Annotated in this window: 10 protein-coding genes and 1 pseudogene; 3 read left to right on the forward strand and 8 right to left on the reverse strand. The window is 63.7% G+C overall.

Features of this window, described 5'->3' with window-relative positions:
* Genes IVB05_RS39500 through IVB05_RS39520 form a run of 5 tightly spaced genes read right to left on the reverse strand, consistent with a single transcriptional unit; the run spans window position 1 to window position 3,083 of the window.
* Window positions 1-219 carry a substrate-binding domain-containing protein gene (locus IVB05_RS39500; RefSeq protein WP_247787332.1) on the reverse strand — a complete coding sequence of 73 codons (219 nt, stop codon included), beginning with the start codon at window positions 217-219 and terminating at the stop codon, window positions 1-3.
* Window positions 216-758, reverse strand: coding sequence for a substrate-binding domain-containing protein (locus tag IVB05_RS39505; RefSeq protein ID WP_247781480.1), 543 nt, complete (start codon window positions 756-758; stop codon window positions 216-218). Before IVB05_RS39505 ends, IVB05_RS39500 begins: the two co-directional genes overlap by 4 nt.
* 56 nt (window positions 759-814) lie before the next feature.
* A complete protein-coding gene (locus IVB05_RS39510) occupies window positions 815-1,642 on the reverse strand; it encodes a substrate-binding domain-containing protein (RefSeq protein ID WP_247787334.1) in 828 nt (275 codons plus the stop codon).
* Window positions 1,643-1,665: 23 nt separating this feature from the next.
* Window positions 1,666-2,388, reverse strand: a complete 723-nt coding sequence (locus tag IVB05_RS39515; protein WP_247781481.1) for an ATP-binding cassette domain-containing protein — start codon at window positions 2,386-2,388, stop codon at window positions 1,666-1,668.
* 2 nt (window positions 2,389-2,390) lie between these two features.
* Window positions 2,391-3,083, reverse strand: coding sequence for an ABC transporter permease (locus IVB05_RS39520; protein WP_247781482.1), 693 nt, complete (start codon window positions 3,081-3,083; stop codon window positions 2,391-2,393).
* A gap of 89 nt (window positions 3,084-3,172) precedes the next feature.
* Here IVB05_RS39520 and IVB05_RS39525 point away from each other — a divergent pair, with 89 nt between their 5' ends.
* Together IVB05_RS39525 and IVB05_RS39530 are read left to right on the forward strand one after the other, a co-directional pair.
* Window positions 3,173-4,060, forward strand: coding sequence for a helix-turn-helix transcriptional regulator (locus IVB05_RS39525; protein WP_247781483.1), 888 nt, complete (start codon window positions 3,173-3,175; stop codon window positions 4,058-4,060).
* Window positions 4,061-4,216: 156 nt separating this feature from the next.
* Window positions 4,217-4,612 carry a hypothetical protein gene (locus tag IVB05_RS39530; RefSeq protein WP_247781484.1) on the forward strand — a complete coding sequence of 132 codons (396 nt, stop codon included), beginning with the start codon at window positions 4,217-4,219 and terminating at the stop codon, window positions 4,610-4,612.
* A gap of 369 nt (window positions 4,613-4,981) precedes the next feature.
* Here IVB05_RS39530 and IVB05_RS39535 read toward each other — a convergent pair whose 3' ends face one another.
* Window positions 4,982-6,367 (reverse strand): FAD-binding oxidoreductase, encoded by a 1,386-nt coding sequence (locus tag IVB05_RS39535; protein WP_247781485.1) that lies wholly within the window; start codon window positions 6,365-6,367, stop codon window positions 4,982-4,984.
* Window positions 6,368-6,415: 48 nt separating this feature from the next.
* Window positions 6,416-7,036 (reverse strand): annotated as a pseudogene (locus IVB05_RS39540) (MBL fold metallo-hydrolase); the annotation flags it as partial.
* 740 nt (window positions 7,037-7,776) lie between these two features.
* Between IVB05_RS39540 and IVB05_RS39545 the strand changes: the two are divergent.
* Window positions 7,777-11,103 (forward strand): AAA family ATPase, encoded by a 3,327-nt coding sequence (locus IVB05_RS39545; RefSeq protein ID WP_247781486.1) that lies wholly within the window; start codon window positions 7,777-7,779, stop codon window positions 11,101-11,103.
* 122 nt (window positions 11,104-11,225) lie between these two features.
* Here the strand turns inward: IVB05_RS39545 and IVB05_RS39550 are convergent, their stop codons facing one another.
* Window positions 11,226-14,558 (reverse strand): adenylate/guanylate cyclase domain-containing protein, encoded by a 3,333-nt coding sequence (locus IVB05_RS39550; protein WP_247781487.1) that lies wholly within the window; start codon window positions 14,556-14,558, stop codon window positions 11,226-11,228.
* Window positions 14,559-14,655 lie beyond the last annotated feature (97 nt).

Raw genomic sequence — 14,655 nt, forward strand, 5'->3', positions numbered from 1 at the left:
CTATTGCGGCAGAGCGGGCGCGGCAAAACCGTGCTTTGCGAGCATACGCTGGCCTTCCGCCGAGAGAATGAACATTGCGAATTGATACGCCGGCGCCGAGGCGCCGTTCATCACGGTCAGGCCGTAATCGGCGCCGACCGCGAGCGCATCGGGCAATGCGACGATCTGCTGCGCCGGATTCTCGCGCTGCGCGGCGAGCGCGCTGGTGCAATATGTCAGGAGGTCAGGAAGATATCGGCGGCGCCTTGCGTGACGAGCTCGCCATAGATCGAGCGGCCCTGCGGCGCGGGCGGGCTCGTGGCCCCGCCGGTGAGTTGCAGCGCTTTCTTCTCGAGCGTGGCCGAGGCGCCTGCCTTGAGCTTCTCGGCTTTGCGAAAAACCTCCCAGGCGTAATCGCCCGACGGATCGGCCTTCGGCGTCGAGGTGCCGAGTTTCACTTGCGGGTCGAGCATACGATCCAAGAGCGCGGCCGGCGTAACCTCGAGGCCGGGCCGCGCCAGCGCGCACAGCCGGTTGCGCGCGAACAGCACCACGGGGCCGCTGCGCTTCTCCGCGGCCAGCGCCTGCGGGTGCTCCATATTAGCGGAGGCGAACACCTCTGCTTTGGCGCCAGTGGCGATCTCGTCTTTCAACAGACCGGATGCGCCGAACTTCGCCTGCACCTTGCCGAGGCCTGCGGCTTCGAAAGCTTTTGCCGTCTCAGTCAGCGCCGCGCGCAGGCTGCCGGCGGCGTGAAGCAAGACTGTTTCCTCTGCCATGGCAGGCGCCGTCATGATCGCGAGAGCCGCAAGGGCAACCAAAAGCCGCGGCCGTATCACGCGCCGGAATCGCTGGCGTTGGGATAGAACAACTGCTCGCCGTTGATCTTGTAGTCGGCGATGGCCTTCTGGCCCTCCGACGACACCAGCCAGTCGATCAACTGCTGGCCGAGATCCTTCTTGACGCTCGGATGCTTCTCCGGGTTCACCAGCATGACGCCATACTGGTTGAACAAGCGCTTGTCGCCTTCGACCGCGATTGCGAGATCGCCGCGGTTCTTGAACGACAGCCAGGTGCCGCGATCGGCGAGCACATAGGCGTTGGAGGCCGACGCGGTGTTGAGCGCCGCGCCCATGCCCTGCCCGATTTCCTTGTACCAGGGGCCCTTGTCCTTGGCGATGTCGATGCCGGCGACCTTCCAGAGGTTGAGTTCAGCCTGATGCGTGCCTGATTTGTCGCCGCGCGAGATGAAGTCGGCGCCCTTGGCCTTGATCGCGCCGAGGGCTGCGACGATATCCTTCGAGCCCTTGATGCCGGCCGGATCGCCCTTCGGGCCGATCAGGACGAAGTCGTTGTACATCACGGGATAGCGCTTGACGCCAAAGCCTTCGGCGAGAAACTTTTCCTCCGCAGGTTTGGCGTGGACGAACACCACGTCGGCATCGCCGCGGCGCGCAGTATCGAGCGCCTGCCCGGTGCCCTGCGCCACCACCTTCACGTCGATGCCGGTCTTGGCCTTGAACATCGGCAGGATCTGGCCGAACAGGCCGGAATCCTGCGTCGAGGTGGTCGAGGCCACCACGATCGATTTCTCCTCTGCGGAGGCGTGGCCTGCGAATACGAGAGTGGCGGTCGCCGCAATCAGCAAACGGCGCGTGAGCATGTTCATGGGGTGTTTTCCTTCCATTAAACCAATAGTTCGCCCGCGAGGAATGTTTTGGCCTCGCCGGTTTGCGGCCTATCGAAGAACGACGCGGCGGCGGCGGTTTCCACGATGCGGCCGCGGTGAAGCATGACAATGTCGCCGGCGAGTCTGCGCGCTTCGCCGAGATCATGGGTCGCCATCACGACCTTGATGTTGCGTGCACTTACCGCGCGGATGATGTCTTCCACCGCCTTGGTGGCGGTGGGATCGAGGCTCGCGGTCGGCTCGTCGAGGAACAGCACCGCTGGATCGCGCGCGAGCGCCCGCGCCAACGCCAGCCGCTGCTGCTCTCCGCCGGATAATCTGCGCGCGGCGCGGTCCGCAAGATGACCAAGACTGACCAGTTCGAGCAGTTCGCTGATGCGGCGCGCATGCTCCACGCGCGGGATGCCGGCGGCGCGCAGCGCGAAGCGGATATTGGCAGCGGCGCTGCGGCGGAGCATCGCCGGGCGCTGAAACACGATCGCGCGCTTCAGCGGCGGGACATTTTCCATGCCGCCCCAGGTGATGCGTCCACGCGAAGGCGCGAGCAGCCCCATCGCCACGCGCAGCAGCGTGGATTTCCCCGAACCGTTCGGGCCGATCAGCACCGTGGGCGGACCCGGCGCCAGCGTCAGCGCGATATCGTCGAGGATCGTAACACCGCCTGCCGTCACCATAACGCCATCGAATACAATAGGCAGTTCGCTCGAAGGCGCGCGCATGGTCATCCCGCCAGTCGTTCGCCGGCGCGGCGGGCGGTCCAGGCCAGCGCGTTGACGGCGATCACGATCGCGATCAGCACGAGGCCGAGGCCGACCGCGAGCGGCAGGTCGCCCTTGGAAGTTTCCAGCGCAATCGCCGTCGTCATCGTGCGGGTAAAGCCTTCGATATTGCCGCCGACGATGATGATGGCGCCGACCTCCGCCGCCGCACGGCCGAACCCGGCGAGCAGCGCGGTAACGAGGCTGAAGCGCGCATCCCAGATCAGCGCCGTGACCCGCCCGAGCGGGCCGAGATTCATCGCGGTGAGTTCGTCGCGGTATTCGATCCAGAGATCCTCGATGGTCTGGCGCGTCAGTGCAGCTATGATCGGGGTGACCAGCACGGACTGCGCGATGATCATGGCGCCCGCCGTGAACAACAGGCCGAACGCGCCGAGCGGCCCGGAGCGCGACAGCGCCAGATACACCGCAAGACCGACGACGACCGGCGGCAGGCCCATAAGTGCGTTGAGCAGGACGATGACGCCCTGGCGCCCGGGGAATTTCGTCAGCGCAATCCAGGCACCCAGGGGAATGCCGATCAGCGCGGCCAGCGCCACCGCTGACAGGCTCACATAGAGCGACAGCCGCACGATGGCGAACAGCGCGGGATCGCCACTGAGCACGAGTTGAAGGGCTGTTGCGTCGCTGGGCATGGAAATTCCGTTCGGCAGACATCTTGCGCAGATGGGGCCAATATGGTCAATTTTCGTAACATCTGCATTCATATGCATATAGGGTGCCTATGCCGGAACTGCTCACCACTGACGAGGCGGCCGAGTATCTGCGGCTCTCGGAGCGCAAGCTCTACGAGCTGGTGGCGGAGCGCGCCGTGCCCTGCAGCAAGGTGACGGGGCGCTGGCTGTTTCCCCGCGCGGCACTGGACCGCTGGGTCTCCGCCGGACTGATCGCGCCGGCCGCGCTGGCACAGGTGGCGGCGCCGCCGATCGTCGGCGGCAGTCATGATCCGCTGCTGGAATGGGCGCTACGCGAAAGCAATTCCGGCCTCGCCAGCCTGCCCGAAGGTAGCGAGGAAGGCCTGCGGCGGCTGACCCAAAGCGAGGTGATGGTCGCGGCCATCCATCTGCACTGGCTCGATGGCGATGACGAAACGGCCAATCTCGACGCGGTCGCCGACGCGGCGGGGTTGCACGATGCGGTAGTGCTCAGCTTTGCACGGCGCGAGCAAGGCATTCTCGTAGCACCGGGCAATCCGCTGGCCTTAAGCGACATGGCCTCGATCGCAACTTCCCGCGCGCGCATGGCGCAACGCCCCACCGGCGCCGGCGCGCAATTGCTGCTGCTCGCGCTATTGGCGCGCGGCGGCATCGGCCTCGACGAATTGAAACTGGCAAAGCCCGCCTTTCCGACAGGACCGGATATCGCCCAGGCCATCCGCGCCGGCCGCATCGATTGCGGCATTGCGACGCGAAGCGTGGCGAAATCGGCCGGGCTCGATTTCCTGCCGCTCGCCTGGGAACGCTTCGACCTCGTGCTGCGGCAGCGCGACTATTTCATGCAGGGACCGCAGGCACTGTTCGAGTTCATGCGCTCTTCCGTGCTGCGCGACCGTGCCGCCGAACTCGGCGGCTATGATGTCAGCGACACAGGCGCGGTGCGGCTGGTGAACTAGGGGCGTGGCGTTCTCAGTGCCATATGATCGAAGTTTAACCGGGGTCAACCGGAAACCTCGGGGCTTGGCCCCGGATCGCCACCGCCACGCCACCAAATCGCCTAACGACTCAACGACGCCTATTGCAGTGGGCTGCGGGCACCAAGGGAGGAACTGATGGATACCCCAACGTCTGCCGCACCCGACGAGAAAACGCCTCCGCCGGAGGCGACTGTGGCGACACAACCCAGCAAAGAGAAATCGAATCCCTCCGGCCCGCTGGAGATCAGCGCCGAACGATTCAACTCGTCCGTCGCCCGGTTGACTACAAATTCGATAGACGAACTTCACAAGTTGGCTTTCGAACTCCAGAAAATGCAAGAATTCCTGAAGTCCGAGGTCGAAAGCGTGCAGCGCCAAATCGACAGCGCGGTCGCCGGAATAAATATCATCGTCGAAACTATCGGTCCGTGGAAAAGCATGGCGGGCTCACAAACACCTCCATCGGGCACTCGCAACGTCCGCGCAGGAGGACCGGCGGCCAACATTGAGCAACGCACTCGCGTCGGATAGCAACGGAGACGCGCCGCTCAGTAATACTTGCTGGCTGCGATGGACTCTGGATGCATCGCGCTTTCTATCGATACCATTCTCAGTGCAGGCACTGATGGAGCCGCTTACAAAAGCATCGGCAGGTTCATAGACCTCGTCGTTGATAGTTTGTTCAAAGTCTGCACCTGCATCGCGGCTGACGGCACGAAGCGGGCCGGGCCGGATGGCGTGGAATATGTCCGCTGTCGAGCCCGATGCGGAGGTCAACGGCAAGAGAGGCGGACGCAAATGATGGTTTGGCAAGCCTGAGCGCTCCTTCGTTCCATGAAGCGAAAGAATGCTCCGACAAGACTCTTTGGCGCGATTGAACCGCGCGGCAGACGTGATCCTCTACGAGTTGAGTGGCCTGATGTTCTGGTTGATGCTGAAGAAGTTTGTCGGATCGTACTTGGCTTTCAATGCGACGAGGCGGTCGTAGTTGTCGCCATAGGTGGCCTTGAGCCTATTGGCGTCCCCATCGTCCATCATGAAATTCACATAGCAGCCGTCAGCCGAGTAAGGATGCACGGCCTCCCAATAGCCCTTGGTCCAGCGCGTGATTTCGCCCGCCTTCTGCGGATTGGGATCGATGCCGGCGATGACCATCGACCAGGTCGCGTCGCGCGTGTTCCACGCGGTGTCGCTCTTGCCCACGCGACGGACAGCGCCGTCGATCGGATAAAGATGCATGAGCGAGAGCGTGCTCGGCAGTTTCTGTGCCTGGGCGATATGAGCATCAATTGCTTCGTCGGTCAGTTCTTTCACGAAATCGCCACGCCAGTACCATTGCAAGCCCTTCGGGAAGAACGGATCGAACATAGACTGGAGAGCCGGATAGGGCATTTCGCCCATCCAGTTGAAAAGCGGCGCGGGCAGTTCACCGAGCAACTTGGCCATGACCGCTTGGCCGTCTTCTGTTGGGCCAGTGTAGCATGCGATGATGGCGCAGGCGCGCTTGCCCTGATGCTCTGCTGGGAACGGGTCCACCGGTGGAACAGTCTTCAGCCCTACAAAGGCCCCGAGCTCCTCGGGAGCGCCAGGCAGGAAATCCCTGTACTTCTGCATGACGGTCCGGGCATTTTCGAGATCCCAGAAGACTGGACCGGCATAGACCAAGTTGACCGGATGAGCCTGGAACAGGAAGCTCGTGACGATGCCGAAATTACCGCCGCCGCCGCGCAGCCCCCAGTAGAGGTCAGCGTTCTCAGACTTATTGGCGGTGACAATGCGACCGTCGGCGAGCACGACATCCGCCTCGAGCAGATTGTCGATAGTGAGGCCATGCTTGCGGGTGAGGTATCCCATGCCGCCGCCCAGCGTGAGGCCGGCGATACCGGTCGTCGAGACTATGCCGGCCGGCACGGCGAGCCCATAAATATGCGTGGCGTGGTCGACATCGCCCTGTGTGCAGCCGGGGCCAACGCGGACGGTTCGGGCAGTGGGATCGACGCGCACGCCTTTCATCATAGACATGTCGATCATCAACCCGTCATCGACACTACTAAGGCCTGGTCCGTTGTGCCCGCCTCCGCGGATCGCGACCCGGAGATCGTTCCGCCTTGCAAAATTGACGGCGGTGACGACGTCAGCGACGTCGGTGCATCGCGCAATCATCTCGGGACTCTTGTCGATCATCCCGTTGTAGAGGCTGCGCACGGCATCATAGTCGGCGTCCGTTCGCCTGATGACGGGGCCGCGCATGTTGCCGATGAAGGTTTCAGTGGCCATGGCTTGCATGATCTCCTCCTCTTTCACACAATGGTCGGCCAGTTGGGCTAGGTGAACTTAAGTGGGACTTACGCCGTCCCAGCTCCAATCGCTTGAAAGCCAGCTGAACGCTGTGCCGGCGCGAACGACATGGCCAATCCCGGGGAACGGTAGATGGTAGGTCGAGACCATCACCTTCTCGCTCGCGCATCGATCAAGGAAGGCTCGGCGTGTCTTCGCGCCTTGGTCGAGGTCCAGGTCGAACCCACCGCGCCAGTCGGGGTGCTGGAAGGCGACAGCGCGGTTCCCAACAACGTCTGCAGTGCAAAAAATCTGGTTGGAACCGGACGCGATCTGCACCGAGGTGTGCCCCGGCGTGTGCCCGGGCGTGGCTATCGCCGTGATGCCCGGGACCACCTCGCCGTTTGGCTTCACAGTCCGGGTGCGATCCTTGATCGCCGCCAGTGTTTTCATGTTCTGGCGGTAAATGTCGCCCCAAACAGCATCACTTGCCAACGGGTGGTCAGGCTGCATCCAGAAGTTCAATTCCGCTTCGCCGATCACATACTCGGCGTTTGGAAACGTCCGCTCGGTGTCACTGGCGTCAGCGACCCCCCACAGGTGATCCGGATGGGCATGCGTGATCAGGACCGTGTCGACCTCCTCCGGCTTGATCTCGGCGGCGGCGAGGTTCTGAAGTAGACGGCCCGCGGTGGCTGCATCTTTCCGCGGGAGCCTGCGTCGATAAGCACAAGCCGATCGCCCGCGTTCACGGCCAACACATTCACCTGGAGCGTAGAATTGTCCACTGGCTGGAAGTCCGACGCAAGGACGGCATCGCGTTCCACTTTAGGCGCTTCTGGCCACAGCATCTCCGCTGGAAAAGCAATTGTGCCGTCGCTCACGACTGTGAGTTGGAACTGTCCGAGACTGAACCGGTAGAATCCTGGCACCTGATTTTTTGAGACTGGTGCGCGAGCTTGGACACCACGTCCACTCCATGACCCGCCAACGAGGCCAACCACAGCGCCCCCGGTAGCTGCAAGGAAATGACGACGATCAAGCGACATCTTATCCTCCCTTGAACGGTATTGACCGCGGGACGGCAGACTTCGCTAACGATGCAGGCCGCTCCGCAAGAGCAGTCCTACTCGACCGTTATGCTTTCTACTTTAGCACAATGGTGCTCGCATTAAACCTGCTTCGCCACTCGCTCCGATCAATTCTTGATCAATGCGTCGGTTAGTTTTGAACGGGACGGTTGCTAAATTGCACCGCGTCGCCTGTCGATGGCTGGCCGTTGCCAGCGGGATGTCCGGTCGATGCGAGCCGGGTGAAAGAGGCTGCTGCGACCAGCAAGCGCAGGCCAGCAATCCCCGCGTGGTCCCTCGTTCTCTGCTAGACTTCACTGCGGCGGCTGGCTGGCGGAGCGTCGCGGAATGGACGTCGCGCAGTGGCTTGAAGATCTCGGCCTTTCCAAATATGCGGCGCTGTTCCGCGAGCAGGCCATCGATGCTGGCGTGCTGCCGTCGCTCACAGACGCCGACTTCGAGAAGCTTGGTCTGCCGCTCGGACACCGAAAAAAGCTGCTAACGGCGATCGCTGCCCTGGAGGCCGCGCCGTCGTCCACCGCCTCAATCCGGCGGCCGTCGCACGCGGAGCGCCGCCAACTCACTGTGATGATCGTCGACCTTGTCGGCTCGACATCCCTTTCCACCCGGCTCGATCCTGAGGATATGCGGGAGACGCTGACTACCTACCAGAACACAGTCGCGGGCGAGATCGCACGCTTCGACGGACACCTTGCCAAGTTCATGGGTGACGGCGTGCTGGCTTACTTCGGCTGGCCGCGCGCGCACGAAGATGAGGCTGAGAGGGCGGTGGCAGCCAGCCTCGCGACTGTCGAGGCCGTGGGCCGTTTGCGGTCGCCAGACGGCCACCCGCTTGCCGCGCGGATTGGGATCGCGACAGGGCTCGTCGTCGTAGGTGATCTCCTCGGCACTGGTGCGGCGCAGGAGGAAGCGGTCGTCGGCGACACCCCGAACCTCGCCGCCCGCCTGCAGGCCGTAGCCGGGAGCGGCGAAGTCGTCGTCGCTGAGCAAACACGGCGCCTGATCGGCGGGCTGTTCGAGCTCGAAGACCTCGGACCATGCGAACTGCGGGGCTTCGGAAAACCGATCAACGCTTGGCGGATCGTCCGCTCGGGCGCAGCGGAGAGCCGCTTTGAGGCACTCCACACAGCGGGCCTGAACCCGCTCGTTGGGCGGGAGCAGGAACTGGGACTTCTCCTCGAGCGCTGGCATCTCGCCAAGAATGGCGAGGGTCAGGCGATGCTTCTCGCCGGGGAGGCCGGAATCGGCAAGTCGCGACTCATCGAGGCGCTCCGAGAGCGGATCGCCGACGAGCCGCACACTCGAATCTCCCATCGTGCCTCGCCCTACCACGCCAATACTGTGCTCTGGCCATTCATCGACCAGCTTGAGCGAGCAGCGGCGTTCGAGCGCGACGACACGCCTCCGACGCGGCTCTCCAAGCTCTTGTCTTTGCTTGCGCAAGGGACCGACGATCTCACCGAAGCCGTGCCGCTCATCGCGGCTCTCCTCGGCATTCCTACGGACGGTCGATACCCGCCGCTCGACCTAATGCCGCAGACCCAGAAGCGTAAGACACTGGAGGTGCTTCTCGCACAGCTCGAAGGCCTGGCCCAGCGACGGCCGGTTCTCTCAGTGCTTGAGGACGCGCACTGGTTCGATCCAACATCGCTCGAGCTCCTCGGGCTGATCCTAGAGCGGGTGCAGCGCCTGCCGGTGCTCGTAATCATCACGTTCCGGCTGGAGATGACGCCGCCCTGGCCGTCATTCCCCCATGTAACGGCCTTGACGCTTAATCGCCTTGCGCGCCGGGCAGCGGCGGCTCTTGTCGAGCAAACATCAGGTGCGCGCCGTCTTCCTCCGGCAGTGGTGGACGAGATTGTCGCGAAGACCGAGGGCGTTCCGCTCTTCATCGAAGAACTTACCAAGACCGTGTTGGAATCGGGCATGCTGCGCAATACGCCCGAGGGTCTCGCTCTGGTCGCATCGCGTGGCGCGCTTGCCATTCCGGCGAGCCTGCAGGACTCTCTCATGGCCCGGCTCGATCACCTGGCTTCGGCCAAGGATCTGGTCCAGGTTGGCGCCGCCATAGGCCGTGAGTTCACCTACGAGCTCCTCGATGCAGTCGCCGCACGAGAACCGGCTGATCTCGACCAGGCGCTCGCCCGGCTCGTGAAGTCGGAGCTCGTCTTTCAGCGCGGCACACCGCCCGAGGCGGTCTATACGTTCAAGCATGCGCTGGTTCAGGACGTCGCCTACGCCTCGCTGCTTAAGAGTCGACGGAGCGAGCTCCACGGCCGGATTGCTGCCGTCCTCGAGGCGCGGTTCGCCGACCTTGTCGCGCGTCAGCCCGAGCTCCTTGCGCACCATCTGACCGCAGCCGGAAACGCCGATCGGGCGATCGACTTCTGGTTACGGGCCGGACAGCTCGCGGTTGGCCGATCGGCAAACAGGGAGGCGATAAGTCATCTGACCACGGCCCTTGAGATGCTCGGGAGCCAGCCGCCCACCGATGAGCAGTTGTGCCGCGAGCTCGAGGTGCAGATTGCGCTGGGTCCCCCGCTGACCGCAACAAGAGGCTTTGCCGCTCCAGAGGTCGAGACGGCGCACGCCAGAGCGGAGAATCTAGCGCGACGATACGGACACCGTCGCCATCTCGCCAGAGCGTTGCGCGGCCTGTGCTATGTGAATCACGTACGCGGTCACATCCTGCGCACGAGCGAGCTGTGCTCCGAACTCGTCGACCTGGTCGAGCAAGGCGACGATCTCGTGATGCAGGCCGACGCACACAATGCCCTGGCGTTCAATCTGTTCCACCAGGGCGAGCACCGATCGGCGCGCGAGCACCTGGAGATCAGCAGTGCAAAGATCCTGCATGCCGGCGATCCCGCCAATGCCTTGTCGCTCGGCGTCAACATTCACGTCTTCGGCCGGGCCTATACGGCTCATGTCGACTGGCATCTTGGGTTCGCGGACACCGCGCTTCGGGCGGCGCAGGATGCGATCGATCTGGCCCATCGACTCATCCACCCGTTTAGCTTGGCAGTGGCGCTCGCCTACGCGGCGATGCTGCACCAGTTCCGTCTCGAGCCGACGGAGGTCCGCGCTCGTGCCGACGCGGCCCGCTCAATCTGCACCGAACACGGGTTCAGCTATTATGATGCCTGGGCCGCGATCATGAACGGCTGGGCCGTCGCCGAGGAAGGCGACATCGAGGATGGTATTGCACGCGTTCGCGTCGGCGTGCGGGACCTCCGGGCCACCGGGGCTGAGCTGCGTTTACCGCACTATTTGGGAATCCTTGCTGACCTTTACCGCCGAGCGCAGCGGCTTGAGGAGGCGATCGTCACTCTCGCCGAGGCCCGCGCGGCCGCCGAGCGCAATGAGGAGCATTGGGCCGACGCCAGTCTGCACCTGCTCGAGGGCGATCTCGCTCTGGCAACCCGCGACCAAGCGAAGGCGGAATGCTGCCTCCGGCACGCCATGGAGAGCGCACAAGTCCAAAATGCCCGCGCGCTTCTCCTGCGAGGCAGTACAAGGCTCACGCGACTTCTGGCGGAAGGCGATCAACGAGCGGTAGCCTACGAGGAACTCGCCAAGATCTACGGCTCGTTCACCGAGGGCTTCGAAACCGTCGATTCCCGCGAGGCCATGGCGGTGCTCGATGGCATTTGACAGCACTTGGAAAAATCACGCGAAGGTCGTGTTGGTCAAGAATCAAGTTCGGCCGGCGGTATCGATGGACTCTATTTGACCCCGAGCGGTCCTCCGCTAAAAATTCCCCGTCTGCATTCACATCACGTTTCTTGCTGGCGACGGGCCCGTTGCAGTAACGCGAGGGCCCCTAGCGCAGGACCGATGCCAAGGCGCTCGGCCTCTGTCAGCAGGTCGCCAAGCTTGCATGTCGTCTCCTGTCCGGTTGGGCACCGACCATGTGCACCAACGGCGCGTCCATATCGGACGAAGAAGCTGGCCCAGGGTAACGGTTCTGGCCGCGTATAGTCCTCAAGCGCCGCGCTGTAGTGCTCCGCTCCGTCCCAATCCTGAGAGTCCAGCGAGGCATCGATCGCGTACCGGAAGAACCACAAATGATTGTGGCTCACCGCGCCTTTGCGGAGAATCTCATCGCCTTCCGTCAGCGCCGTTTGACGTTCGATGGGATCCTCAGTCGTGACCGCAAGGTGGCCGAGGATCCACGGTCCCGCAAAGCTGACCCCGGTCTCCCGGCTGATCGCCAAGGCACGGTACAGCAGGTCCATCGCTTTCGTGCTGCTCGCCTCTGCACGAGCGACCATGGCCAGATCATTGAGGCTGATCGCCTCAAATCTTTTGGCGCCGAGCTGCCGAGCAAGCATCAGCGCCCGCTCGGCAGGCATCCTCATACGTGCAAACTTCCCGTTCGTGCGAAACACGTTGCACGCCGCGTTGTGGGCGATAATTTCCGCCCGCTGATGCCCAACCCGCGCCGCCAACTCGACTGCCATTTGGGCGGTCGCGAGCGCGCCGGAGAAATCGTTGAGGTACACCTGAGTGTGGGCGACCATACTGAGATTAGCGACTTCGATACGTCCGGCGCCGGACGCGCGCGACAGCTCCGCGCACCGGCTGAAGTGCCGATGGGCGCTGGCCATACGGCCGCGTGCGTATTCCGCATCACCCAGGCCGCCAAGCGCACGCGCCTGCATCTCTGGCGAGCGAGCTCTTTGGGCGCAATCGAGCGCCCGCTCATGCTCCTGCAGGCACTCGACGAGCCTTCCGAGCGGGAAGCAGAGGTTGCCCCGCAGGTGGTGGATCCGTGCACGCTCCGCGGCAAGGTCGTCGGTAGCCGCAGCCGTCGCGGCCTTGTCCAACATCGTAAAGGCCTCGTTGAAACGATCCGTCACACGCAGGCTGGCAGCGAGCCCAAGCAAGGCTCGACACCGCTCGATGTCAACATCGGCGACTGCGAGGGCTTGCTCAAAAGCCGCAATCGATTCCGAGATTGAACCGAGGTCATGCAGGATCTCACCCCGGAGCAGCGATAGTGCACTCACATCGGCCCGCTTCCTGGCCAAGACCAACCCGCGTTCGACAAGACGCTGGGCCCGTTCGGTGCGGTACTCCGCTGCTTGCGCGCGTGCCGCTTCCAGGTAGGCCCGAGGGGCGTGCTCATCGTCGGCCCGGTCGAGGTGTTGTGCGCACAACGTCAGGTCACGGCTCCTGAACCATTCTGCCGCCCGCCGGTGCAACTCGCGGCGGCGGCTCCTGAGCAGCGTGTCGTAGACGCCCTCCTGGATCAGCGCGTGGGCAAAGAGGAAGTGATCGCCCTGCGAGCGCACCAGGCGATGCCGCATCAAGTCAGCGCAATTCCACCCGGGTTGATCGAGCAGAGCTGCCAACGCTTCGGCAGTAAAACGCTGGCCAAGAATGGAGGCTGCTTGCAGCGCCCGCTTGTCGGGCATCGGGAGCCGATCCAGGCGCGCCTGTACCAAACTCCGAATCGATCCCGGGACGCCGCCATCGGCGCTCTCCTCGGCATGCCGCAACAGTTGCTCCAGAAACAGCGGATTGCCGGCGGCCCGTTCGATGCAGCGCAGGGCGAGTTCGCCGAGTGCGTCAAGATAGGCCCCGGCGAGCTGGTTTGCCTCGCGCGGCTGGAGCGAGCCGAGGTCGATCGTCAGGATCGGCTCACCGGCAATCGTTGGGCGCCACAGCTCATGGAGCGGGTCGCGCTCAATTCGCGAGGTCAGGACCAAAAGCGCGGGACACCCAAGGACTGTCTCGGCAAGGCTCGCTAGATGATCGAGTGTGGGCTGGTCAGCCCAGTGCAGATCCTCAATCGCCAGCAGCCGAGGACGACGGCCGCTCGCGCGGGTGACGAGCTCGGCGACGGTGGCTCGCTTGCCCCGGTCACGGGCCGCGTTGTCCATCGCATCATAGAGCGTACGCAGCTCGGTTGATTGCGGCACGTTCAAGAGGTCGTTCAGGTACACCCGTCGCTCGTCAGCAAGCATGCCATCGTCGCGGGCCTTCTCAGCCGCTGCGCCGATCTCTTCCCGGCTGCTTTCGTCCGTCAGACCGAGCAGGCTGCGGACCAGCGAGCGGACTGCGTCCTGGCCGGAGCCCATTCCGAAGTCGAGCACCAGCCCGCTGTGACAGGCGAAGTTTTCCTCTTCGGCCTTCGCCTGGAACTGCTCGAGCAGGCGGGTTTTGCCGATGCCGGCCTCCCCGCGGATGTAGATGGCACGGCCGCGTCTCGTGTCACGGCACTGGGCCAGCGCCGCTTCGAGCTGCCGCAGTTCGCGGGTCCGTCCAACAAAGGCTTGGCGGCCCGAGCGGGCCGGCTCATGAAAGGCGCGCAGTCGCCACGCCCTGACCGGCTTTGCCAGCCCTTTGATGGCAAGCTCACCGACCTCGGAGCAGTCGACCCGTTCGGCGAGCGCCCGGTAGACTGAATCCGAAATGAAGATCTCGCCCGTGGCCGCCTTATCCTTCAGGCGTGAGGCCAGGTTCACGGACTCGCCGGTGACAGTGTATTCAACGTGACGCGCGCTGCCGGTGCCGCTGGCCATAACCTCGCCACTGGCAATGCCGATGTGCACGCCAATAGGGCGGCCGAGATCGGCCGCGACCAGGGGCATGCGGCTCCCGATATCGAGGGCAGCCCGGACGCATCGCTCAGGGTCGTTGCCATATGCCACCGGGGCACCGAAGACCGCCATCACGCAATCACCGATGTGCTTGTCAACAGTCCCGCCGTGATCGACGACGCTTGCGTCGGCAAGATCGAAGAAGCTTCCGAGCAGGGCGTGCACCTCCTCGGCGTCGAGTTCGTCGGAGAGCTTCGTGTAGCCGGCGATGTCAGCGAACAGCACTGTCACCTGCCGCCGCTCGGCCTCCGGCAGCGGCGAAGCCAAGCCCGATATCGAGGCCGGTGCGCTCGGGGCAGGAGGAGGCGTCGGCGTCGCCCCGTCACACAACTCCGCGATCGCGGTAAGCAGTTTGCGGCGGTGGCCGACCGAGGTGACGCCAATCCCGATCAGATCGTCGGCGGTCAGGCGGGCAAGGACAGCGGCGTCAATGTCGTTTTCGCTGAACGCCTTCTCATATTGCCCCAACCCCAGACCGCGCAACCAAGCCGCAACGTTCATGGGTGTCTCCCATCGGCAGAGCACCAGACCCCTCAGTCTACCCCAGAATTCACAACAGGCGCTGTGAAATGTCAGCGCACACGAGGGCGTGAAGGTA

Source organism: Bradyrhizobium sp. 170, assembly GCF_023101085.1.
In the GTDB taxonomy this organism is placed as follows: domain Bacteria; phylum Pseudomonadota; class Alphaproteobacteria; order Rhizobiales; family Xanthobacteraceae; genus Bradyrhizobium.